We start from the raw sequence: 22,402 nt of genomic DNA on the forward strand, positions 1-22,402 counted from the left end.
CATGCCGTCGCCCACCGAACTTCCCCGATTCCTTCCCTCCGATTCCATCCAGCTGCGCCTGCGTCAGCTGGGGCTGGTCCTGCCTCCTGCGTTGCGCGTGCCCGAAGGGGTAGCACTGCCGTTCGCGCCCGTGCATGTGGTCGGCAATCGCGTCCTGGTCTCCGGCCACGGCCCACAGAACCCCGATGGCAGCCAGTCCGGCCTGATCGGGCGAGTCGGCCAGGACCTGGACGAGGCCCAGGGCTACGCCGCGGCCCGGCTCACCGCGCTGTCGATGCTGGCCAGCCTGGAACGCACCCTGGGCAACCTGGACCGGATCAAGCGCTGGGTGCGCATCTTCGGCATGGTGCGCTGCGCGCCCGGCTTCCAGCGCCACCCCAATGTGATCAATGGCTGTTCGGACCTGCTGCTGGCACTGTGGGGTCCCGAGCACGGCCAGCACGCCCGCAGTGCGGTGGGCATGATCGAACTGCCGTTCGGCATCCCGGTGGAAATCGAGGCCGAGGCCGAGCTCGCCTGATCCCTCTCCAATCCGAGTAGGCGCCATGGATACTCCCTCCGACCGCTTCGATCCCTCGCGCCGCCGTTGGCTGGCGGCGGCGGGTGCATTGCCCCTGGCCGGCGCCACAGCCTCTCTGGTGCCTTCGCCGGTCGCCGCGACGAACGACGCCGGTGGCGGCGGCCTTCACGGCCTGCGCTCGGCCTTCGACATTGCCGGCACCCACCTGGATGGCGCCTTCATGCATCCGGTGAGCCGCGCCGCGGTACAGGCACAGAAGGATTTCCTCGACGCACGCCTGATGAACGCCGGTGCCGACCGGGTGGACATGGGCGGCGACCGCGACCGCGCCATGGCCGCACTGAGCCGGCTGCTGCATGCCGACCGCGACGAGCTGGCCTGGATCCCCAGCACCATGTTCGGCGAGAACCTGGTGCTGAACGGCCTGGGCATCCCGCACAGCCGCCAGCGCGTGGTCACCGACGCCTACCACTTCAATGGCTCGCTGTTCATGTACATGGAGCTGGCCAAGCTCGGCCTGGACGTGGAGGTGGTGCGCCCGCGCGACAATCGCATCCAACTGGAGGACCTGGACAAGGCCATCACCCCAGGCACGCGCCTGGTGGCGTTGACCCTGGTATCCAGCGTCAATGGCTTCCAGCACGACCTCAAGGCGGTGTGCGAGCTGGCCCACAGCCGCGGTGCGCTGGTCTACGCCGACCTGATCCAGGCCGCCGGCAACACCCCGGTGGACCTGCACGACAGCGGCGTGGACTTCGCCGCCAGCGCCACCTACAAGTGGCTGATGGGCGACTTCGGCCTGGGCGTGCTGTACGCCCGGCGCGACCACCAGGACGCGCTGAAACAGGTGGTGTGGGGTTATCGCCAGGAGGGTGAAACGATCTCCCACATCCTCCCGTTCGACCCGCCCGGCGCGCGTGCGCTGGACACTCGCCCGATCGCCGGCCTGGCAGGCAGGATCGAGGTGGGCACGCTCAACAATGGTGCCGCTGCGGCGCTGGCGCATTCGCTGGAATGGCTCGAAGGCATCGGCGTGGAAGCCATCGCGCAATGGCGCCAGCCGCTGCTGCATCGACTCCAGGAAGCCATCCCACCACTGGGCTTCGCACCCATGACGCCACCGGACTCCACTTCGGCGGTGGTGTCCTTCGCACGTCGCAATGTCCAGTCCGAACTGGAGCCAAGGCTCAAGACCGCCGGTGTGGCGGTCACCCTCTACCCCCATTACCTGCGCGTCTCACCGTCTTTCCACAATGGACCCGAAGACGTGGAGCGCCTGATCCAGGCCCTGGCATGAACACATCACCCCTGGCCCCGACCCTGTCCTCCCATGCGTGCGCCGGCGATGCGCACCCCGAACGAGCCACGCCCATGAAGCGCTTCCGTTGCCTCCCCTGGGGCCTCGCCCTGTCCCTGGCCGCCTGCCTGCCAGCGCAGGCCACCGATGCTCCGTATGCCATCACCCTGCACGTACTGGCTGGCGCCGATGGCCAGGTCGATGCGGTGGTGGTGGATGAGGCCATTCCGATGCCCGACACGCCAGCCGACGCGACGCTGCTGGCCATGCCTCACGTCAGCAGCAACGTGCCCACCATTGCCTCCAGCGTGGGCGAACTGCAGGCCCACGACGACCAGGGCGCGCTGTCGTTGCGCTACCGCGACCAGGGCGAGGGAACGGAGCGGCAGCGCCAGTGGTACGCACAGCGCCCGGTCGCCGGCATCCTGAGGTTTTCCTACCGCGCTGCGATGACCGAAGCCCTGGCCGCACGCGGCGCCGCTCCGCCGACCGAATTGCGCAGCGAAGAGCAGGCATTCTCCGGTGCGGGGGTGACCTTCCTGCTGCATCCGCCCGGCGGGAAACACGACATCGCCCTGGATTGGGATCTCGGCGCGCTGGGCCCCCAGGCCCATGCCCTGAGCAGCCTGCAGGGCGGCAACGCCGAGGACGTGAGCATGGACGGACTGGACAGCAGCTATTTCATGGCCGGCCACATCGGCCTGTATCCGCAGGCACCCGACGCCAGCGGCTTCTTCTCTGCCTGGCAGGGCACGACACCGTTCGACGCGGAAAAGCTGCTGGCCTGGACCCAACAGCTGCGCCGGCATTACCAGGCCTTCTTCGCCACTCCGGCCACGCCCTATGGCGTGTTCCTGCGCCGCAACAAGGTCAATCCCGGCGGCGGTATGGGCATGTACCACTCCTTCATCGTCACCTACGACGACACCCGTGGGAACGACCCACAGCAGCTGGAGCTGACTCTGGCCCACGAAATGTTCCATACCTTCCAGCCACGCCTGGGTGCCGACTACGACGGCGGCGGCGGACTGGCTGCGTCGTGGTTCAACGAAGGGATGGCGGTGTTCTACCAGGCACGGCTGCCGCTGCGCTACGGGATGATCGATGCCGACGCCTTCCTGAAGGACCTCAATTACACCGCGGCGCGCTACTACACCAACCTGCTGGGCAGTACGCCCAACCGCGAGGTTCCAGCCGGATTCTGGAAGGACACCCGGATCCGCACCCTGCCCTACGACCGCGGCTTCCTGTACTTCGTCACCGTCGACGATGCCATGCGAAAGGCCAGCGACGGTCGCCAGTCGCTCGACGACCTGATGCTGGAGATGCTGGCGCGGCAGCAGCACCAGGGCCGCATCGAGGTGGCAGATTGGGAAGCAGTGCTGCGTGCGCACCTGGGCGATGATGCTGTGCGGCAGCTGCACGCCATGCTCGACGGCGCCGCGCCGCTGCCGGCCAGTGACGCCTTCGGTCCCTGCTTCGAACGTGTCTCGCGGCCGATGCGCCGTTACGAGCTGGGCTTTGCTCCCGAGGTGCTGACCGAGTCACCACGCGTAGTGCGTGGACTGGTTCCCGGCTCGGCCGCCGAGCGCGCCGGCGTGCGCAACGGCGACCAGATCACCCGGCCAGTCGGCCAGGACCAGTTGCAAGGCGAACAAGACGGCATCCTGACCCTGCATCTGCTGCGTGACGGCACGCCGTTGGAGGTGTCCTACGCCCCGCGCGGCGAGACCGTGGCCACTTGGCAATGGCAGCGCAAGGTCGGCAGCGACGCGGCGCACTGCTCGCTTCCTGGCAAGTGAGCAACCACGCCTTTACCCGCACCTCCCCCTTTCCCCGTCGCGCCCGCCCCCAATGACCGTCTCGACCACATCGGCTACGTCGCCGCAGACACATCGCAGCGCCAGCCATTCCTGGTTGGACAACCTGCAGGGACTGGTATTCGGCGTGGTCATGCTGGCCTTCGGCAACGCACTGCTGAAGGCCGCCGGACTGATCACCGGTCAGTTGGCCGGCCTGTCGCTGCTCGGTGCCCAGATCACCGGAGTGTCGTTCGGTCTGCTGTTCCTGCTGGTCAACCTGCCGTTCTACGTCTTCGCCGTGCATGTGCGCGGCTGGGCGTTCACACTACGCAGCCTGATGGCGGTGGTGCTGGTCGGATTCCTGACTGACCACGCCGGCCAGTGGATGTCATACGACCGCCTGCATCCGGTGGTGGCAGCAGTGGTAGGCGGCTTCAGTTCCGGGATCGGCCTGATCGCCCTGTTCCGCCACGGCGCCAGCTGCGGCGGCATGGGCATCCTGGCGCTGTACACGCAGGACCGCACCGGCTTCCGCGCTGGCTGGTTGCAGCTACTTTTCGACCTCGCATTGCTGACCTGCGCGTTGGCGGTCATGCCTGCGCGTGCGGTCCTGCTGTCGGTGCTGGGCGGGCTGGTCATGAACCTGAGCATCGCCTTCAATCACCGTCGCGACTGGTACACGGCTGCCTGAGCTCGAGCGGGCCAATCGTATTCCCCCTGCCGTTCGGATACTGATTGGACGCTGATATCCGCTATTGAACCAACGCGATGGGCGTATACGATCCACGGGTTGATCCGCATCACCGGCACCCAACACTCGGCTCGACAGATAGTGATCGATGGAAGGAATACAGTGAACTCGCCCTAGCGGTACCGATGCCAGCGAGATCGAAATGATTCGCCTCACCCTGCAGCGTCATGCCTTGGGCAACGACCGCTTCCGTACCTGCCGTCGAACGTCCACAGTAACGGGGTTCAGAAATGGGGTCAGGTTGCCCCCATTGCTCCATGCCGCACCCGGACAATGCCGGGATCAATGCAGCCGCCCACCTCCGGCAGGCGGCGCGCCCCGCTCCACCGCGTAGACCGCCCGCTCATCGCGCACGCCTTTGGGCGTTGGGTCGCGCAGCGGTTGGCTCTCGATCGTAAGCAGCAGCGCCCGCACCTGATCCACCGCATCGCAGATCGTGTCGCCCACCTCCGGCAGCGCCTGGCCGGCGCGCTCGGTCGCATCGCCGACCGCCACCACCCGTGCATGGACCGAGACGGTCTCGACCAGCAGGTTGAGCCGGTCCATCTGCTCCAACGTAACCCGGAACGCGCCGCCTTCCGTGTCGCGTGCCAACGCGCCGGTGACATCGGACCGGGCGACACGCACATTGTCGATACGCCGCACCGGCCCGGACACCTCATCCAGCACGAGGTCCACCTGGTCGGCCAGCAGCCCTAGGCAGAACGCCAGCTCGCCCATGCACACCTTGGGCTCGGCAGCGCGCTCTTCCGCCTGTGTGCGCGGCTGCGCCAGCCGGGCCAGGAACCTGACGTGATCGCTCAGCCTCACCAGCCGGAACTGGCTTTCCTCCGGCAGGAAGTAGCCCGGCATGTCTTCATCGTCCAAACGGTAGTGCGACATCGTTGCCTCCTCGTTCCATGAAGGACCCGCCCGCCATGAACGGCGGACGGGAAGTCGGGAGGTTCGAAACCGCTAACAGACGGCGGGCGTATTTCCCTTGCGGGTGTTGTATTAGCCGCCCTCCCGACACAGGCATCGCGTCGGCTGTACGCTGCAAACGTGCAGGCACAAAAAACCCACCAGTTTGTCGGAGGTGGGTACCGCTGTTAGAGGAGTTTCGACGCTCCTTAAGACCGAGAATGCTATCGATTTCGAGCAAAGTCAACAGGGTATTACCTACGGCGGAGTCAGGCTTTTCTTACCGCTTGGCGAACCAAAAAGAACCGGGATCCCAAAGGGCGGACCCAAAAGGGCAGGAGTAAAAATCCACTTCAAGCAGATATTTACTCTAGCTCCTTTGTCCGGGTCCTTTTTCCGGCTACGATTTCCGGCATGCTAGTTAACCTGAGAGATACTCAAGCACCGCCGCAACCGCTGCGTTCCTCATGCGTCGAGCGCGCACATCCCCCACATAACTGGCCTCCTTAAGTTTCTCCTCGGTGGCTCCCAGGATGTCACCTACCGTCGTGAGCCCAAGTTCCTGCAGCTTTTCCTTCTGCCACGAAGTTATATCAAGAACGGAGATCGGCTTGGCAAGCTGCGCCTCTAACGCCAAAGCTACCTTAGCCTGCGCCTCGCTTACCTCCCGATCCACGAGTGACTTATGTGACGGGTGATTGGCGCCGTACTCGGTCATCCGCTTAGGCGCGAGCGCCTTCGCAATTTCGAAGGCAGTACTAGTTGGAGTTTGCTCCTGCGAGAAAAGACAGCCGAGATTGACCAAGTATCTTTTCCCGATCTCGCTCCTGCTCGCCTTAATTCCGGATCCATACTCAACCACTATTCCCGTGTAGGCGAGGACACGCAGCGCCTCCTTGACAATCTCTGGAGTATCCCGATGGATCCAAAAAAAAGCACTGGTTCCAGATGAGCTGGATCTTGCGCCTGACACGAGATACTGATCATTTTTCTGCCTAGTTTCTGGAATAACGTAATTCTCAATAAAATCACGCCCCCAGTCAATGAGCCCCTTGTGACCACTGTACTTTTCAGAAAGAGTTGAGTGCTCAGACCATATATCGGTTCTGAAAAAATTCTTGATAACCTCATTGATTTGACTTGAATTGACCTTTGGCGCTTTTGCCAAAGTCTTTAGAAGAAGACGCGGATTGCCAGTAGATGCATAAGCTAGAGTGGAGAAATTTCTACCATTCTGAGCGATTGCGCTGAGGACGCTGCTATCTGCCTGTTTTTCCACAATCTCCCTCATGTTATCTACATATGATTGTGACAAAACATCACGTTCGATCGAGAGCATGGTCGCATCGTGGACTGGCTGGAAAGTTTCACCGTAACTGGTCACGCCAGGATAGACGGCTGCATTACAGGTCAGGCAGTGCGAGCGCAGGTCCCTGTAAAGAGTAAAGAATTGTCGCTGCTGTTCCGGCAAGAAGATATGTGCTGCCTCATCGATGAACAGCACAAAACGATCAATACTCAGTGATTCGGCAAGATCTTCAATTGCCTCACGAAAGTCGTCAATAGATGGCAGTTTACTCGCATCTACTTGGACGTCGGCCTTTCTCCACGTTTCCTCATAATCTTCGGCGATCCGTTCAATCTTTGTCTGAGTTAGGTCCCCACCCACATTGCCGCCTGCGAGAATCGAAACACTCCTCGGAACCACGCCAAGAAGGCCCTCTTTGCTTAAAGCGCGGATCACACCTGCACAGATTCTCGCAAGCATCCAATTTTTAAATTGCTCTGCATCGGAAGATTGAAGCAACGAGCTACGTACAAAACTTATATAGATCGGGAAAACCCGTTGCTTGTCGAAGGTGTCAAGAAGTTCCTTCTGCGCCACCCGAAGGAGGAAAGATTTTCCAACCCCACGACTGCCAACCAAGATAGTTGGATTTCTGCTCTTAAGTGCTTCAATGACGGCTCGATCTTGTTGCGTCTCGACGAAATAGTTGAGAACTTCATCCGGCCGAATATCTTCAGTACGATAGAAAAAGTCAGACATTAAAAATCTCCGAAGAATTATTGTTGAAAGTATTTACGCACCGGCGCAAGATGACCGAGAACTTCAAGTAACATCACTTCCAGCTTATCCCTATCTTCCGACTTTATTGAAGGCAGGTGCCGACAACAAAATGCAAAAACCAAAACCATCCGCATAGACTTGGCTTTCTCATGCCAGTCACAGAGCGCAGCCTTATCGAATTCTAGTGAAGATGGAATGGCCTCATGAGTCTTCGCATTGCCGTGCACATATTCAGAGCACTCTCTGTATACAGCCTCAGCAATGGTGCAATATTGTCGACCAAACTCCGCGAGACTGTCGTCAAATAAAGAAATGAAATTCTTTGAAAAGATACCATTTTCCAAATCTTTTAGGCTTGCCCAGACAATATCTCGCCGATCCCCTAGCCACTGCCTGAGTTCGAATTCACGCACCGAAAAGTGCATACAAGAAAGAGCTAGCTCGAAGAATAGTCGAAGGCCAATGTAGGCATGCCGGTACTGACCGACTGATACAGCGTACAATGCAAATTGATACTCCTTGATTGCAAGATCAAGAAGCTCCACCTCTGGACGCGCATCCATTGGCAACTTCATGAGATTAAAGTCTCCGATGAAGTTATGCGAAGCGGTAAATATCTTTCTTAGTCCATCGTCCGAGAACGAACTCTCCAGGACAATTCCTGCGTTCTTATGCAACCCCCTGTAATGCTCCAAGATACCCATTGTCCCCCCTTGATTCTGTAAATTGTAGACATCACTCCAAAGTGTATAAAAAAAGGCGGCCACCGGCCGCCTTTTTCCCGACTAATTCAACTCAACCTCAAACCCCAACAGGATTAGCCTTCTCAGGATCGATCTTGTACTGCTTGATCGCCCGAGCCACGTCCTTCCCGCTCATCTTGCCATCCTTCGCCAGCGCGGCGATGGCGGCGTGGGCGATGTAGTAGCGGTCCACCTCGAAGAACCGGCGCAGGTTGGCGCGGGTGTCGGAGCGGCCGAAGCCGTCGGTGCCCAGCACGGTGTAGCTCATCGGCACGAAGCCGCGGATCTGGTCGGCGAAGGCGCGCACGTAGTCGGTGGCGGCGATGGCCGGGCCCTGGCGGGCCTCCAGCAGCTCGGTGACGTAGGCCTTGCGCGGGTCCTTGGCCTCCGGGTGCAGGCGGTTCCAGCGCTCGGCGGCGAAGCCGTCGCGGCGCAGTTCGTTGAAGCTCGGGCAGGACCAGATGTCGGCGGTGACGCCGAAGTCCTTGTCCAGCAGTTCGGCCGCGGCGATGGCCTCGCGCAGGATGGTGCCGCTGCCCAGCAGCTGCACGCGCAGCTCGCCCTTCTTCGGCTTGCCGGCGTCCTTGAGCAGGTACATGCCCTTGATGATGCCGGCCTCGGCGCCCGCGGGCATGGCCGGGTGGGCGTAGTTCTCGTTCATCAGGGTCAGGTAGTAGTACTCGTCCACCTGGTCCTCGAGCATGGCCTTCATGCCGTGCTGCAGGATGACGGTGACCTCGTAGCCGAAGGTCGGGTCATAGCTGCGCACGTTGGGGATGCCGCCGGCCACCACCTGGCTGAAGCCGTCCTCGTGCTGCAGGCCCTCGCCGTTGAGGGTGGTGCGCCCGGCGGTGCCGCCGAGCAGGAAGCCGCGGGTGCGCATGTCGGCGGCCTGCCAGGCGAAGTCGCCCACGCGCTGGAAGCCGAACATGGAGTAGTAGATGTAGAACGGCAGCATCGGCACGTCGGACACCGAGTAGCTGGTGCCGGCGGCCATCCACGAGGCGATCGCGCCGGGCTCGCTGATGCCCTGCTGCAGCACCTGGCCGGACTGGTCCTCGCGGTAGTACATGAGCTGGTCGGCATCGACCGGCTTGTACTTCTGCCCGAACGGGGCGTAGATGCCGATCTGGCGGAACATGCCCTCCATGCCGAAGGTGCGGGCCTCGTCGGCCACGATCGGCACCAAGTGCGGGCCGATCGCCTTGTCGCGCAGGGCGATGTTGAGCGTCTGCACGAACGCCATGGTGGTGGAGTACTTGCGTTCGCCGCTGTCGGCCAGCAGGCGCTCGTACTTGTCCAGGCCGGGCACGACGAAGCTCTTGCTGGCCTTGCGCCGGCGCGAGGGCAGGTAGCCGCCGAGCGCGGCGCGGCGCGACTTGATGTACTGGACCTCTTCCGAATCCTCGCCCGGGTGGTAGAACGGGATCTGCTCGGCCTCGGCCAGCTGCTTGTCGCTGATCGGGATGTTGAAGCGGTCGCGGAAGGTGCGCACCGCGTCGTCGTCGAGCTTCTTGGTCTGGTGGGTCGGGTTGAGCGATTCGCCGGCCGAGCCCATGCCGTAGCCCTTGACCGTCTTGGCCAGGATCACGGTGGGCATGCCCTTGGTCTGCATGGCCTGGTGGTAGGCGGCGTAGACCTTGTGCGGATCGTGGCCGCCGCGGTTCAGGCGCCAGATGTCGTCGTCGGACAGGCTGGCCACCATCTCGCGTGTCTCCGGGTACTTGCCGAAGAAATGCTCGCGCGTGTAGGCGCCGCCGAAGGCCTTGCAGTTCTGGTACTCGCCGTCGACGGTCTCCATCATCAGCTTCTTGAGCACGCCGTTGGTGTCGCGGGCCAGAAGCGGATCCCAGTACGAGCCCCACAGCAGCTTGATGACGTTCCAGCCGCCGCCGCGGAACACGCCTTCCAGTTCCTGGATGATCTTGCCGTTGCCGCGCACCGGCCCGTCCAGGCGCTGCAGGTTGCAGTTGACCACGAACACCAGGTTGTCCAGGCCCTCGCGCCCGGCCAGGGCGATCGCGCCCAGGCTCTCGGGCTCGTCGGACTCGCCGTCGCCCATGAAGCACCACACCTTGCGGTCGGACGGCTCGATCAGGCCGCGGTGCTCCAGGTACTTCATGAACTGCGCCTGGTAGATCGCCGCCAGCGGGCCCAGGCCCATCGACACGGTCGGGGTCTGCCAGAAGTCCGGCATCAGCCACGGGTGCGGGTAGGAGGAGATGCCCTTGCCGTCCACCTCCATGCGGAAGTTGTCGAGCTGGTTCTCGCTGATGCGCCCTTCCAGGAAGGCGCGGGCGTAGATGCCCGGCGCGCTGTGGCCCTGGATGAACAGCAGGTCGCCGGGATGGTTCTCGCTGGGCGCGCGCCAGAAGTGGTTGAAGCCGACGTCGTAGAGCGTGGCCGAGGAGGCGAAGGAGGCGATGTGGCCGCCCAGGTCGCCGGGCTTGCGGTTGGCGCGCACCACGGTGGCCATGGCGTTCCAGCGGATCAGCGAGCGGATCTTCCACTCGATGGCCGAGTCGCCCGGGCTCTTGGCCTCGTGCTGGGGATCGATGGTGTTGACGTACTCGGTGGTCGGCGAGAACGGCAGGTAGGCGCCGTTGCGGCGGGTCAGCTCGACCATGCCCTCGAGCAGCTGGTGGGCGCGCTCGGCACCCTCCACGTCGATGACGGCCTTGAGCGATTCGATCCACTCGCGGGTCTCGGCGGGGTTCGGATCGTCGTTGAGAACATCGGTCAACCAGTTCATAGCGCTCCCGGATTCGAGGCCGCGCACCTGCGCGATCCACGGCTGTTGCAAGAAGGGCCGAAGTGTATCGCAAGCGTTTGCAGGCACGCCGCGCTACGCAGGCGTATGGAAGGTGAACGCGGTACCGGCGCGGCTTGCGGGCGCCGACAATCCGATATATCGTTCCGCCCACTTCAGATATATCGGAAAAGACGATGCGACCCTTCGACTCCTCCCGTTTCGACGACCGCCCGCATGGCGGCCATCCCCACCGCGGCGAGCGTGCCGGGCGCAGGCCCGAACGCGGTGGCCGCGACGAACACGCCGGGCGCGGCGGACGCGGCGGGCCCGGCCGCGAGCGCCGCCTCGGCCACGGCGACCTGCGCCTGCTGCTGCTGGCGCTGATCGAGCCGGCGCCGTGCCATGGCTACGAGCTGATCCGCAAGATCGGCGAGGCCTTCGACGGGCTGTACCAGCCCAGCCCCGGCGCGGTGTACCCGGTGCTCGCCCACCTGGAGGCGCACGGCCTGATCGAGGCCGACGCCAGCGAGGAGGGCGGACGCAAGTGCTACCGCCTCACCGCCGATGGCCAGGCCTTCGTGCAGGCCCACCGCGAGGACCTGGTGGCCGCGCAGCAGCGCACCGCCACCAGCGCGCGCATGCTGCGCGCCAAGGCCAGCCTGCCGGCACCGGTACGCAAGGCCATGCACCGGCTCAAGACGGCGCTGCTGGCGCGCCAGGAGCGCTGGGACGAAGCCGAGGCCACGCGCGTGGCCGCCGTGCTCGAGGCGGCGGCGCAGGCCCTGGAGCGCGGCGGCGATGGCGACTGAGGACGATGCCGCGGCGGGCGCGCTGCTCGCGGCCGCGGGCCTGCGCCGCACCCCGGCGCGGGATGCGCTGCTGCAGGTGCTGCGCGCCCTGCCCGCGCCCGCCGACGCGCTGCAGCTGCACCGGCTGATGCAGGCGCGCTGCGGCCACGCCAACCTGTCCACGCTCTACCGCGGGCTGCGCGACTTCGAGCGCCTGGGCTGGCTGCAGGTGCAGGCGACTCCGCGCGGGCGCATGCACTGGCGACTGCGCCCGGACCTGGTACCGGCCACGGCCCGGGCAGGCGATGGCCATGCGCCCGCCACGCCCTCTCCTTCCGTTTCGCCCACGAGGACTCCCCATGCCCCATGACAACCGCCGCGTCCGCCATGAGCTGCGCTTCCGCACCGTCCACGTGGTGCGCACCGAGGCGCTGACCCCGCACATGCGCCGCATCGTCGTCGCCGGCGATGCCCTGGCCGGGTTCTTCAGTCCGAGCCCGGACGATCACGTCAAGCTGTTCTTCCCCAATGCCGCCGGCGAGATCGCGCTGCCGGCGATGACCGAGGCCGGCATGCGCTTCGCCGAGGGCGTGCCGCCGTCGCCGTCGCGCGACTACACGCCGCGCCATTTCGATGCCGGGCGCAACGAGCTGGCGCTGGACTTCGTCATGCACGGCGACGGCATCGCCTCGCGCTGGGCGGCCGCGGCCCGGCCCGGCGACGTGCTCGGCGTCGGCGGCCCGCGCGGTTCCCACCTGGTCGCCGGCGACTACGCCCACCACGTGCTGGTCGGCGACGAGACGGCGCTGCCGGCGATCGCGCGCTGGTGCGAGGAACACGGCGGCCACGTCGGCATCGATGCCTTCGTGGAGATCGCCGAGGCCGGCGACCGCCAGCCGCTGCCCGACGACGACGGCGTGCAGGTGCACTGGCTGGAACGCAACGGCGTGGATGCGGCCTCGAGCACGCTGCTGGAGGATGCGCTGCGCGACTTCGATTTCGACCTGCCGGCGGACACGACGTTCTGGTGGATCGCCTGCGAGTCGCGCCGCGCCCGCGCCATGCGCCTGTACCTGGAGCAGCGCCTGGGCGTGCCGCGCGAATCGATCCGCGCCACCGGCTACTGGAAGGCCGACCCGGACGCGCCCGACGCCGACGACTGAGGCCGATCCGCCCCCAGGCCGACCGGGGGCCGGCCGCGTCCGGCGCCCCCGGTGGTATCCATGCACGCCGGCCAGGCCCGCCCGGCAGCTGCGCGCCTGCCGGTACCGTGCCGGCGGCATTCCTCGCTGCCTGGCGCAGGCGCCGGCGACCGAGGCCGGCGTTCCTGCGGAGCGGCCCGGTGCCGGACGTGGCGGGCATCGCCGCGTCCGGTGCCTCCCGTCGGCGGTCGTGTATCCACGCTCGCCGGCGATGCCCTGCGCTGCAGCTGCACGCCTGCCGGTACCGCGACGTCGGTGCCGTCGGCGTCTCCGCCATCCGGCGCAAGTCCTGCCCGCGATGCGGTGGCAATGCCTGTCGCCGCGCCTGCCTGCGGTCGCAGCCGGTGCAGGCCGATGCATACATCGCGACGCGAACAGGCTGGCGAGCGCGGGTGCCGCGATAGCGATACGCGATACGTGCACGCGACGTGCGCGCCAGCAGGGGGTGCCCGTCGTGTTCTTGCCGGTCAAGCAACCTGGCAGGCCACCCTATCGGCACCATCACCATCACCATCACCATCATCAGCATCAGCATCAGCATCAGCACCGCGACCGCCACCGCCACCGCCACCGCCGCAACGGAATACCGGCGCCCGAAACGGACAGGGCCCGCTTGCGCGGGCCCTGTCGCGTCGTGCACCGCGGCCGGGGTTACTTGGCGGCCGGGGCGTCGTCCAGCAGGCCTTCGGTGGTGATGCTCAGCTGCACCTCGTCGCTGACGTTCGGCGCGTAGGCGCCCACGCCGAAGTCGGTGCGCTTGACGGTGCCGGTGGCGCTGAAGCCGATCGCCTGCTTCTTGGCCATCGGGTGCTCGCCGGCGCCGTTGAGGGTGACCTCCAGGGTGACCGGCTTGGTCACGTCCTTGATGGTGAGGTCGCCGGTGACGGCCAGCTTGTTGGTGCCCGCCGCCTGCACCTGGGTGCTCTTGAAGGTGGCGTCGGGGAACTTGGCCGCATCGAAGAAATCGCTGCCCTTCAGGTGCTCGTCCAGCTTGGGCACGAAGGTGTCGAGGGTGCTCAGCGGGATGGTGACCGCAACGCTGGACTTGGTCACGTCGTCGGCGTCGTAGGTCAGGGTGCCCTCGCTGATGCCGAAGTGGGCGCTGGGCTTGGAGAAGCCGAAGTGGGTCCACTGGGCGAGGACATCGGTGTGCGACGGATCCAGGGTGTAGGTGCCCGAGACCGGCTTGATCGCGTCGGCGGCGGGGGCTTCGGCGGCGACCGGCGCCGGCGCTTCGGCGGCCGGGGCCGGCTGGTCGGCGGCGGGCGCGGCCTGGTCGGCCGGCTTGGAGCAGGCGGACAGGGCGGCCGCCAGGGCGAGGGGGAGCAGGAGCTTGCGGGTGGTGCTCATGGTGTGGGACTCCGTTTTCGGGTGGTGGGACGGGAACAGCGACTACGACACGGCACGTGGCGCAGGCGGCGGCATCACACGATGCGCGCGGCCTCGTCGAACCCCAGGCGCGGCAACCGCGGGAACAATCCCGCCGGGTCACCGTACCCCAGGTTGACCAGGAAATTCGAACGCACCGCGGTGCCGGCGAAGAACGCCTCGTCCACCTTGGCGTTGTCGAAACCGGACATCGGGCCGGCGTCCAGCCCCAGCGCGCGCGCGGCCATGATCAGGTAGGCGCCCTGCAGGGTGCCGTTGCGCAACGCGGCCTCGCGGCGCGACTCGCGCGGGCCCTCGAACCAGGCCTTGGCGTCGACGTGCGGGAACAGGTAGGGCAGCTTGTCGTGGAAGTCCAGGTCGTAGGCGACGATCACCGTCACCGGCGCGGCCAGGGTCTTGGCCAGGTTGCCCTCCGACAGCGCCGGGCGCAGTTTCTCCTTGGCCTCGGGCGACTTGACGAACACGAAGCGCGCCGGCGTGGCGTTGGCCGCGGTCGGCCCCCACTTGGCCAGCGCGTACACCTCGCGCAGGGTGGCATCGTCCACCGGCCTGTCCAGGAACGCGTTGTGGGTGCGGGCGGTGCGGAACAGCTGGTCCAGGTCGGCATCGGCAAGCGGACGGGCCATCGGCGGTCTCCTCGGTCGCGGCGCGGGCGGCGCCCGGCACAAGGGGCGCAGTGTAGAGTGGGCACCGCGCGGCGGCACCGGGCCGGCCTGAAACGTATTGATGCACGAACGGCAACGATCCAATGCCCTGGTCGCGCTCAGCGACGGCCGTGCCGGCAACCAGCGCCAGGCCAGCGCGCTGGCCGCCGCGCTGGCCGGCCACGACGTGCCGCACGTGGTCCTGCTGCCGCATGCGCCGTGGCGCTGGCTGGCCCCGCGCCGGTTGCCGCTGGCCGGCCATGCCTACGGCACCGATTTCGCCCGGCTGCTGGCCGATCCGCCTGCGCTGGCGGTGGGCTGCGGGCGCCAGGCGGCCCTGGCCACGCGCCTGCTGCGCGACCGCGGCACGCGCGTGGTGCAGGTCCTCGACCCGCGCATCGCCGCGCGCCACTGGGACCTGCTGCTGGTACCCGAGCACGATGCACTGCGGGCGGCGAACGCGTTGACCGTGGCCGGCAGCCTGAACCCGGTGGACGATGCCTGGCTGGAACGCGGCCGCGCCGCGTTCGCCGCGCTCGGCCGCCTGCCCTCGCCGCGCGTGGCCCTGCTGCTGGGCGGGCCGACCGCGCAGGTGCCGTGGCGCGAGGAACAGGTGCTGGCGGCGATGTCCCGCCTGGCCGCGTACCTGCGCCGGGCCGGCGGCAGCGTGCTGGCCACCGCCTCGCGGCGCACCCCGACGATGCTCGCGCAGGCATTGCCGCGGGCCTTCGCCGGCATGCCGGCCTGCACCTGGCGCGACGCGCGCGATGGCGCCAATCCCTATGCCGGCCTGCTCGGCTGGGCCGAGGCGATCGTCTGCACGCCCGATTCGGCCAACCTGCTGTCGGAGGCCTGCGCCACGCGCGCCCCGGTGTATGTGATCGCGCCGGAATGCGCACGGGGGCGGATCGGCCGCTTGGTGCAGGCGCTGCTGCGCCAGGGCCGGGTGCGCGCGTTCGATCCGGCCCTGCCGCCGTTCGAGGCCGTGCCGCTGCGCGAGACCGCGCGCGTTGCCGCGCAGGTGCGCACACGGCTGCACCTGCCCGGCTGAACCGGGCCGCGGCCACGCCGGCGCGCATCTGGTGACATCCGGCACTGCCCCTGCGCCGCGGCCGCCACCACCATCGGCTGCCGGTCCCACCGGAATCGCGCATGGACATCTCTCGCAAGCATCTCGCCTATGGTGTGTTGTGCACGCTGATCGCCGGGCTGGTCCTGCGCGCCGGCATCGGCCTGGCGCCGCCCGGGTGGCTGGCGTGGGTGGCCCCGGTCCCGCTGCTGGTGCTGGCGTACTCGATCGCAGGGCGGGCACGCGCCTGCGCGGCCGTCGCCATCGCGAGCCTGATCGCGGCCAGCCACTACAGCGGCTACTTCCTGCTGGTGATGCCGTGGCCGGCGGCGGTGCTGGCCACCTGCGCGCAAGCGCTGGTGTGGTTCGCGATCGTGATGGCCACGCGCCGCGTCGTGCGCCGCCTGCGCAACGGCTGGAGCGTGCTCGCCTATCCGGTCCTGTGGGTGGCGGTCGATACCCTGATGGCCGCGCTGCTGCCCGACGGCAACTGGGGAAGCCTGGCGTATTCCCAGGCCGACCTGCTGCCGCTGCAGCAGTTCGCCTCGCTGTTCGGCACCGCCGGCGTGCTGTTCGTCCTGTGCCTGGTGTCCTCCACGCTGGCGCTGCTGCTCTGGCGCGGCCATCGGCTGGCGCATCCGGTGCGGCTGGCCGCGGCGGTGGCGCTGCTGCTCGCCGCCGTGCTGGGGTTCGGGTTCTGGCGCCTGCAGGCGCCGGTCGCGGCCACGCCGCTGCGCGTCGGGCTGGCCTCGATCGACGATCCCATCGGCCCTGCCGCATCGCCCGGCCACTGGCGGCCGATCCGCGACCGCTACGATGCCCTGGTCGCCAAGCTCGCGGCGGACGGCGCGCACCTGGTCCTGCTGCCGGAGAAGATCGCGGTGCTCGCGCCGGCGGACCTGCAGCAGTGGCGCGCGCATTTCGGCGGAATCGCGCGGCAGCATCGCCTCTGGCTGGCCATGGGCATGACCGAGGACGGCCCGCATCCGCACAACATTTCCTGGCTGTTCGATCCGCAGGGCAACCTGGTGGAGCAGTACGAGAAGCACTTCCTGGCGCCGCCCGAGCGCGCCCAGCAGTACGCGCGCAGCGACGCCTTCAACCTGCATGCCATCGATGGCCAGCGCTACGGCCTGGCGATCTGCAAGGACATGCACTTCGCCCGCTTCGGCCGCGCCTACGGCCAGCGCGAGGCGGCGGTGATGCTGGTGCCGGCCTGGGACTTCGCCTATCGCGATGGCTGGCTGGCCTCGCGCATGACCGCGACCCGCGGCATCGAGAATGGCTACGCGGTGGTGCGTGCCGCGCGCGAGGGGATGCTCACCGTGAGCGATGCGCACGGGCGGATGCTGGTGCAGGCGCGCAGCGCGCCGCTGCCCGGCAGCGCGGTGATCGCGGACCTGCCGGTGCCCGCCCGGCAGGCGACGCTGTACACCCGGATCGGCGGCCTGTTCGGCTGGCTGGACGTCGCCGCCGCACTCGGGCTGCTGGTCGTGGCCCGGCGCCCCCGAACTGGCCCGGCCGGGGGACAGCGGGGATAATCCTGGAGGCCAGCACCACCGCGCCCATCGCCAGCACCGCGCGCTGCTGCTCGCGGTGCTGGCGATGGGCGCGGTGGTGCTGGCCTCCAACGTGCTGGTGCAGTACCCGATCAACGACTGGCTGACCTGGGGCGCGTTCACCTACCCGGCCGCGTTCCTGGTCAGCGACGCGGTGAACCTGCGCTTCGGCCCGCGCGCGGCGCGGCGGGTGGCGTGGTGCGGCTTCGTGCTGGCGGTGCTGCTGTCGATCTGGATCGCCAGCGCGCGCATCGCCGCCGCCTCGTGCAGCGCCTTCATCGCCGCGCAGCTGCTGGACATCGCCGTGTTCCATCGCCTGCGCGCCGGCAACTGGTGGCGCGCACCGGCGGTGTCCACGCTGTGCAGCGCCACGCTGGACACCACGATCTTCTGGTCCATCGCCTTCGCCGGCTCCGGCCTGCCGTGGACCAGCTGGGCCGCCGGCGACCTGGCGGTGAAACTGGCCATGGGCACGCTGCTGCTGGCGCCGTTCCGCGCCTGGCTGTGGCACGCGATGCCGGCGCGGCGCGGCTAGCGGTCAGTCCGCACCGGCCACGGCCGCCGGCAGGCCGGCCGCCTGCCAGGCCGCGCGCACCGCCTCGCGCGCGGCCGTGATCGCGGCGTCGACCGCGACGATGCGCGGGCGCCGGTCCAGCGTGCAGTGCAGGCCGGCATCGAGCAGCACCGCATGCGCGCGGTGCAGCGCGCCGGCCCGGTCGGCCGCCAGCAGGCCGGCACCGGCCAGCGCGTCCAGCAGTGCGGCGCTGTTGCGTGGCCGGCACAGCGCCGGCGCGCGCGCGGCCCCGGCCAGCACCAGGAACTGCAGCACGAACTCCAGGTCCACCAGCCCGCCCTCGCCCTGCTTGAGGTCGAAGCGCGCGCCCTCGCTGCGGTCCAGCGTGGCACGCATGCGCCCGCGCATCCGTGCCACGTCCGCGGCCAGCACGTCGCGCGCGCGCGGCCGCGCCAGCACTTCCGTGCGCACCGCGTCGAAGCGCCGCAGCAACCCGGCGTCGCCGGCCACGCCGCGGGCGCGCACCAGGGCCTGGTGCTCCCAGGTCCAGGCCCGGGCGCGCTGGTAGTCGGCATAGCTGGCCAGCGAGGACACCAGCGTGCCCTGGCCGCCGTCCGGGCGCAGGCGCACGTCGATGTCGTACAGGCGCCCGGCGCCGGTCTGGGTGGCCAGCAGTGCCATCACCTTCTGCGCCAGGCGCGCGAACCAGCGCCCCGGCTCCAGCGGCCGGCGCCCGTCGGAGGCGGCCCCCCCGGGCGGGTGGTCGTGCAGGAACACCAGGTCCAGGTCCGAGCCGAAGCCGAGTTCGCTGCCGCCCAGGCTGCCGTAGCCGACGATGGCGAAGCTGCCGCCGGGCAGTTCGCCATGCGCCTGCACCATGTCCGCGCGCGCCATCGCCAGCACGGTGCGCAGCACGGCCTCGGCCAGGCCGGCCAGCTGCGCGGCGCTGGCCTCGGCCGGCTGGCGCCGGTCCAGCGTGGCCAGGCCGATGCGGAAGCTCAGCGCCTGGCGCGTCTCGTTGAGGCCGCGCAGCGCCAGTTCCGGATCGTCGCCGGCCAGCGCCGCGTTGCAGGCGCTCGCCATCGCGTCGGCATCGGGCAGCGGCCCGGCCACGCGCGCGTCGAGCAGTTCGTCCAGCAGCAGCGGGTGGGCGACCAGGCGCTCGGCCAGGAAGGCGCTGCGCGCGAACACGTCCACCAGCCGCTGCAGCGCGCCGGGCTGTTCGTCCAGCAACGCCAGGTAGGAGGCGCGGCGCAGGATCGCCTGCAGCAGCGCCAGCACGCGGCGCAGCGCGGCGTCGGGCTGCGGGGAATGCGCGGCGGCCTGCAGCAGCGCCGGCAGCACGCGGTCCAGGCGCACGCGCGCGGCGTCGGACAGCCCGTGCACGCCGGCCGACCGGGCGAAGTCGCGCAGGGCGCGGTCGGCGTCCTCGGCCTGGGCGAAGCCGGCCTCGGCCAGGGTCCGGGCGTGGCCGCCGTCGGGCAGCGCGCGCCAGTAGGTGTCCAGCGCACCGGGCACCGGCTGGCGCCCGTGCGGCGCCAGCAGCGCGCCGAACTCGCCGCTCACGCGCTCGCGCACCGCCTCCAGGTGCGCGTGCAGCGCCGCCCACGTCGGGAAGCCCAGCCCCGCCGCGAGGCGTGCGCGGTCGTCCTCGTCGCGCGGCAGCACGTGGGTCTGCGCGTCGCGCAACATCTGCAGCCGGTTCTCCAGGTGGCGCAGGAAGCGGTAGGCCGAGGCCAGCGCGGCGGCATCGCCGGGGGCGACCTGGCCGGCCCGCGCCAGCGCGTCCAGGGCCGGCAGCAGGCGCGGCTGGCGCAGGGCGGCATCGCGCCCGCCGCGGATCAGCTGCAGCGACTGCACCAGGAACTCGATCTCGCGGATGCCGCCGCGGCCGCGCTTGATGTCCTCGTCCTGCTCGCGCCGCGCCACGTCGGCCACGATCGCCGCCTTCATGTCGCGCAGGCTGTCCAGCGCGGTGAAGTCCAGGTAGCGGCGGTAGACGAACGGGCGCAGTTCCTGCAGCCAGGCCAGGCCGGCGGCGATGTCGCCGGCCACCGGCCGCGCCTTGATCCAGGCGTAGCGCTCCCAGTCGCGGCCTTCCTGCTGGAAGTACACGTCCATGGCCGCGAACGACAGGGCCAGGCGGCCGGCGCTGCCGAACGGGCGCAGGCGCAGGTCCACGCGGTGGCAGAAGCCGTCGGCGGTGGTCTCGTCCAGCAGCCGCGCCAGGCGCTGGCCGAGGCGGGCGAAGTATTCCTCGGCGGCGAGCGGGCGGGCGCCGTCGGATTCCCCGCCCTGCGGGTAGGCATAGACCAGGTCGACGTCCGAGGAGAAGTTCAGCTCGCCGCCGCCGAGCTTGCCCAGGCCGAACACCACCAGCCGCTGCACGTGGCCGCCGGCATCGCGCACCACGCCGTGGCGTTCGGCGAACTGGCCTTCCAGCGCATCCAGCGCCAGGCGCAGGCAGTCCTCGGCCAGGACGGTGGCGCCGGCCAGGGTGGCGTCGATGTCGTCCAGGCCCATCACGTCGCGCCACACCAGGCGCGCCGAACCGGCCGCGCGCCAGCGCCGCAGCTGCGCCGGCCAGTCCTCGGCGCGCCCGGGCAGCAGCGACGGCGGCGGCAACGGCGCCGCCCCGTGCGCGGCGAACCCGGCGATCAGCGCCGGCTGGCGCACCAGCGTGTCCACGGCGAAGTCGCTGGCCACGGCCAGGCGCGCCAGCGCCGGTTCCCAGTCCGGCTGCCAGGTCTCGGCGGCGGCCTGGCGCAGGCGTGCCAGCGCCCGCGCGACGATCGGTTGCAGGGCGGGCGGCAGGGTGTCGTTCGGCATGGCGGGGATTCTGCCGCATGTCCACGCCGCCACGACCGGCACGGTGCTAGCGTCCCGCCGTTCACCGCTTCCGAGGCTCCCCCATGAACGCCAATGCGGCCGCCACGCTGCAGGTTCCCTGCCCTCATTGCCAGGCCATCAACCGGGTCCCGGCCGCGCGCCTGGCCCAGCATCCCAACTGCGGGCGCTGCCACCGGCCGCTGTTCGAGGGCCTGCCGATCACCCTGGACGCCACCAACTTCGACCTGCATGCCAGCCGCGCGGACCTGCCGCTGGTGGTGGACTTCTGGGCGCCGTGGTGCGGGCCGTGCCGGATGATGGCCCCGGCCTACGCGCAGGCCGCTGCGCTGCTGGAACCGAAGGTGCGCCTGGGCAAGCTCGACACCGAGGCCAACCCGGTGCTGGCCACGCGCTTCGACATCCGCAGCATCCCGACGATGGCGGTGTTCCTGCACGGCCGCGAGATCGCCCGCCATTCCGGCGCGATCCCGCTGCAGGCCATCGTCCAGTGGGTCAACCAGCACGCCGCCTGACGGGCGCGACCATCGTCCCCGAACGCACAAGGCCGAAGGCATGCCGGCGCCTCGGCGCGATATGCCGCTTGGGCCGCCCTACGCCGGCTGGGCAAATGCCGGGCGATATCGATGCGCCCTCGCGTTCGGCCCGGCCGGCGCGGCTAGCCTTCGCGCGAGGCCCTCGGACGCGCGCCAGTCCCACTGCCGCCGCGACGGGACGTCGTCGCGCGGGCGGACGCGATCGTCGCCCCCGAACGCATAAGGCCGGGGGACATGCCGGCGCCTCGGCGCGATATATCGCTTGGACCGCCCTACACCGGCTGGGCAAATGGCCGGCGATATCGATGCGCCCCCGCGTTCGGCCCGGCCGGCGCGGCCATCCTTCGCGCGGGGCCCCCCGGACGCGCGCCAGTCCCCTGCCACCGCGACGGGACGCCGCCGCGCAGGCGGACGCGATCGTCGCCCCCGAACGCACAAGGCCGGAGGCATGCCGGCGCCTCGGCGCGACATATCGCTTGGGGCGCCATACCCCGGCTGGGCAGGCACCCGGCGCTATCGGTGACGCACATACCCTTTCCTGTCGGTGCCTCGGACGATGACGCGCGAGGCGTGGTGTGCGGTCGGGGATGGGCATCCGCATCGCCCGCACCGGATCGCTCCTCGGCCACCGGGCGATCCGCTGCGCGGGTCGGCACCGGGCGGAGCGCGACGTGGATCCCGCACCGGAATAGCCATCGTACCGATGCACCGACGCAACAGCGATACCGCCGCACAGGCGCGGCGATCCTGCGCCCGTAACGCGCAGCAGGCACGAAGGCCGCAGCCTTCGCCATCGAAGCCATCGCTTTCCCGGGCCGCGAGCCGCGGGCATCGCGGCTCGCGCGTGAAAGCGGCGAAATCCCGGCCATGTGCACGGGCAGGGTTGCGGGCGCGGCGGTATCCAGGCATTAAAAAACCCGCTGGCGGCTAGCGCCAGCGGGCTTCTGCTCCCTCCCCCACGTCGGGATGCGGGACCGATGTTGCAGGGGTTTTCGCCGGCATGCACGCTGCAGCGCAAAAA

The 22,402-nt window shown here is 68.5% G+C and carries 18 protein-coding genes; 11 read left to right on the plus strand and 7 right to left on the minus strand.

Features of this window, described 5'->3' with window-relative positions:
• Position 1 precedes the first annotated feature (1 nt).
• The 4 genes from BN3794_RS00190 to BN3794_RS00205 all read left to right on the plus strand — a co-directional run bounded on the left by BN3794_RS00190 (position 2) and on the right by BN3794_RS00205 (position 4,310).
• Positions 2-520, plus strand: coding sequence for a RidA family protein (locus BN3794_RS00190; RefSeq protein ID WP_066091573.1), 519 nt, complete (start codon positions 2-4; stop codon positions 518-520).
• Between the two features lie 25 nt (positions 521-545).
• Entirely contained in the window at positions 546-1,817 is a 1,272-nt protein-coding gene (locus tag BN3794_RS00195) for an aminotransferase class V-fold PLP-dependent enzyme (RefSeq protein WP_078059479.1), read from the plus strand.
• 74 nt (positions 1,818-1,891) lie between these two features.
• Entirely contained in the window at positions 1,892-3,619 is a 1,728-nt protein-coding gene (locus BN3794_RS00200) for a M61 family metallopeptidase (protein WP_078059480.1), read from the plus strand.
• A 115-nt stretch (positions 3,620-3,734) separates the two neighbouring features.
• The gene (locus BN3794_RS00205; RefSeq protein WP_201455239.1) at positions 3,735-4,310 is read left to right on the plus strand and encodes a DUF6198 family protein; all 576 of its coding nucleotides are present in this window, start codon (positions 3,735-3,737) and stop codon (positions 4,308-4,310) included.
• A 342-nt stretch (positions 4,311-4,652) separates the two neighbouring features.
• Here the strand turns inward: BN3794_RS00205 and BN3794_RS00210 are convergent, their stop codons facing one another.
• The 4 genes from BN3794_RS00210 to aceE all read right to left on the minus strand — a co-directional run bounded on the left by BN3794_RS00210 (position 4,653) and on the right by aceE (position 10,833).
• Positions 4,653-5,252: an XAC0095 family protein gene (locus BN3794_RS00210; protein ID WP_066091582.1), complete on the minus strand. Its 600-nt coding sequence runs from the start codon at positions 5,250-5,252 to the stop codon at positions 4,653-4,655.
• A gap of 439 nt (positions 5,253-5,691) precedes the next feature.
• On the minus strand, positions 5,692-7,317 hold the full coding sequence (locus tag BN3794_RS00215; protein ID WP_066091585.1) for an ORC-CDC6 family AAA ATPase: 1,626 nt from the start codon (positions 7,315-7,317) through the stop codon (positions 5,692-5,694).
• A 17-nt stretch (positions 7,318-7,334) separates the two neighbouring features.
• The gene (locus tag BN3794_RS16145) at positions 7,335-8,105 is read right to left on the minus strand and encodes a hypothetical protein (RefSeq protein WP_147675597.1); all 771 of its coding nucleotides are present in this window, start codon (positions 8,103-8,105) and stop codon (positions 7,335-7,337) included.
• Positions 8,106-8,139: 34 nt separating this feature from the next.
• Positions 8,140-10,833 (minus strand): pyruvate dehydrogenase (acetyl-transferring), homodimeric type, encoded by a 2,694-nt coding sequence (aceE, locus tag BN3794_RS00220; RefSeq protein ID WP_066091588.1) that lies wholly within the window; start codon positions 10,831-10,833, stop codon positions 8,140-8,142.
• 194 nt (positions 10,834-11,027) lie between these two features.
• Here aceE and BN3794_RS00225 point away from each other — a divergent pair, with 194 nt between their 5' ends.
• Genes BN3794_RS00225 through BN3794_RS00235 form a run of 3 tightly spaced genes read left to right on the plus strand, consistent with a single transcriptional unit; the run spans position 11,028 to position 12,784 of the window.
• Positions 11,028-11,642, plus strand: a complete 615-nt coding sequence (locus BN3794_RS00225) for a PadR family transcriptional regulator (RefSeq protein ID WP_078059481.1) — start codon at positions 11,028-11,030, stop codon at positions 11,640-11,642.
• Positions 11,632-11,991 (plus strand): transcriptional repressor, encoded by a 360-nt coding sequence (locus tag BN3794_RS00230; protein ID WP_066091591.1) that lies wholly within the window; start codon positions 11,632-11,634, stop codon positions 11,989-11,991. The genes BN3794_RS00225 and BN3794_RS00230 overlap by 11 nt, the downstream gene beginning before the upstream one ends.
• Positions 11,981-12,784, plus strand: coding sequence for a siderophore-interacting protein (locus tag BN3794_RS00235; RefSeq protein ID WP_066091594.1), 804 nt, complete (start codon positions 11,981-11,983; stop codon positions 12,782-12,784). The genes BN3794_RS00230 and BN3794_RS00235 overlap by 11 nt, the downstream gene beginning before the upstream one ends.
• 690 nt (positions 12,785-13,474) lie before the next feature.
• Here BN3794_RS00235 and BN3794_RS00240 read toward each other — a convergent pair.
• Both BN3794_RS00240 and BN3794_RS00245 read right to left on the minus strand, forming a co-directional pair.
• Positions 13,475-14,173 (minus strand): YceI family protein, encoded by a 699-nt coding sequence (locus tag BN3794_RS00240; protein ID WP_078059482.1) that lies wholly within the window; start codon positions 14,171-14,173, stop codon positions 13,475-13,477.
• A gap of 74 nt (positions 14,174-14,247) precedes the next feature.
• On the minus strand, positions 14,248-14,838 hold the full coding sequence (locus BN3794_RS00245) for a malonic semialdehyde reductase (RefSeq protein WP_066091597.1): 591 nt from the start codon (positions 14,836-14,838) through the stop codon (positions 14,248-14,250).
• Positions 14,839-14,938: 100 nt separating this feature from the next.
• On the opposite strand from BN3794_RS00245, the gene BN3794_RS00250 reads away from it, so the two are divergent.
• The 3 genes from BN3794_RS00250 (at position 14,939) to BN3794_RS00260 (ending at position 18,019) form a co-directional block, all read left to right on the plus strand.
• On the plus strand, positions 14,939-15,907 hold the full coding sequence (locus BN3794_RS00250; protein ID WP_066091601.1) for a mitochondrial fission ELM1 family protein: 969 nt from the start codon (positions 14,939-14,941) through the stop codon (positions 15,905-15,907).
• Between the two features lie 101 nt (positions 15,908-16,008).
• The gene (locus tag BN3794_RS00255; RefSeq protein WP_066091604.1) at positions 16,009-17,466 is read left to right on the plus strand and encodes a carbon-nitrogen hydrolase family protein; all 1,458 of its coding nucleotides are present in this window, start codon (positions 16,009-16,011) and stop codon (positions 17,464-17,466) included.
• Between the two features lie 64 nt (positions 17,467-17,530).
• Positions 17,531-18,019, plus strand: a complete 489-nt coding sequence (locus BN3794_RS00260) for a queuosine precursor transporter (protein WP_078059502.1) — start codon at positions 17,531-17,533, stop codon at positions 18,017-18,019.
• A 3-nt stretch (positions 18,020-18,022) separates the two neighbouring features.
• On the opposite strand, the gene glnE is transcribed toward BN3794_RS00260, so the two are convergent.
• A complete protein-coding gene (glnE, locus tag BN3794_RS00265; RefSeq protein WP_066091610.1) occupies positions 18,023-20,827 on the minus strand; it encodes a bifunctional [glutamate--ammonia ligase]-adenylyl-L-tyrosine phosphorylase/[glutamate--ammonia-ligase] adenylyltransferase in 2,805 nt (934 codons plus the stop codon).
• 83 nt (positions 20,828-20,910) lie between these two features.
• On the opposite strand from glnE, the gene trxC reads away from it, so the two are divergent.
• A complete protein-coding gene (trxC, locus tag BN3794_RS00270) occupies positions 20,911-21,360 on the plus strand; it encodes a thioredoxin TrxC (protein WP_066091613.1) in 450 nt (149 codons plus the stop codon).
• Positions 21,361-22,402 lie beyond the last annotated feature (1,042 nt).

Origin of the sequence: Xanthomonas massiliensis (genome assembly GCF_900018785.1) — a bacterium.
Classification (GTDB): Bacteria; Pseudomonadota; Gammaproteobacteria; order Xanthomonadales; family Xanthomonadaceae; genus Xanthomonas_B; species Xanthomonas_B massiliensis.

Bases quoted from the DNA above. Each gene is read 5' to 3' on its own strand.
- BN3794_RS00190 (WP_066091573.1), top strand. From the start codon at position 2: ATGCCGTCGCCCACCGAACTTCCCCGATTCCTTCCCTCCGATTCCATC.
- BN3794_RS00195 (WP_078059479.1), top strand. From the start codon at position 546: ATGGATACTCCCTCCGACCGCTTCGATCCCTCGCGCCGCCGTTGGCTG.
- BN3794_RS00200 (WP_078059480.1), top strand. From the start codon at position 1,892: ATGAAGCGCTTCCGTTGCCTCCCCTGGGGCCTCGCCCTGTCCCTGGCC.
- BN3794_RS00210 (WP_066091582.1), bottom strand. From the start codon at position 5,252: ATGTCGCACTACCGTTTGGACGATGAAGACATGCCGGGCTACTTCCTG.
- BN3794_RS00215 (WP_066091585.1), bottom strand. From the start codon at position 7,317: ATGTCTGACTTTTTCTATCGTACTGAAGATATTCGGCCGGATGAAGTT.
- aceE (WP_066091588.1), bottom strand. From the start codon at position 10,833: ATGAACTGGTTGACCGATGTTCTCAACGACGATCCGAACCCCGCCGAG.
- BN3794_RS00225 (WP_078059481.1), top strand. From the start codon at position 11,028: ATGCGACCCTTCGACTCCTCCCGTTTCGACGACCGCCCGCATGGCGGC.
- BN3794_RS00230 (WP_066091591.1), top strand. From the start codon at position 11,632: ATGGCGACTGAGGACGATGCCGCGGCGGGCGCGCTGCTCGCGGCCGCG.
- BN3794_RS00235 (WP_066091594.1), top strand. From the start codon at position 11,981: ATGCCCCATGACAACCGCCGCGTCCGCCATGAGCTGCGCTTCCGCACC.
- BN3794_RS00240 (WP_078059482.1), bottom strand. From the start codon at position 14,173: ATGAGCACCACCCGCAAGCTCCTGCTCCCCCTCGCCCTGGCGGCCGCC.
- BN3794_RS00245 (WP_066091597.1), bottom strand. From the start codon at position 14,838: ATGGCCCGTCCGCTTGCCGATGCCGACCTGGACCAGCTGTTCCGCACC.
- BN3794_RS00250 (WP_066091601.1), top strand. From the start codon at position 14,939: ATGCACGAACGGCAACGATCCAATGCCCTGGTCGCGCTCAGCGACGGC.
- BN3794_RS00255 (WP_066091604.1), top strand. From the start codon at position 16,009: ATGGACATCTCTCGCAAGCATCTCGCCTATGGTGTGTTGTGCACGCTG.
- BN3794_RS00260 (WP_078059502.1), top strand. From the start codon at position 17,531: ATGGGCGCGGTGGTGCTGGCCTCCAACGTGCTGGTGCAGTACCCGATC.
- glnE (WP_066091610.1), bottom strand. From the start codon at position 20,827: ATGCCGAACGACACCCTGCCGCCCGCCCTGCAACCGATCGTCGCGCGG.
- trxC (WP_066091613.1), top strand. From the start codon at position 20,911: ATGAACGCCAATGCGGCCGCCACGCTGCAGGTTCCCTGCCCTCATTGC.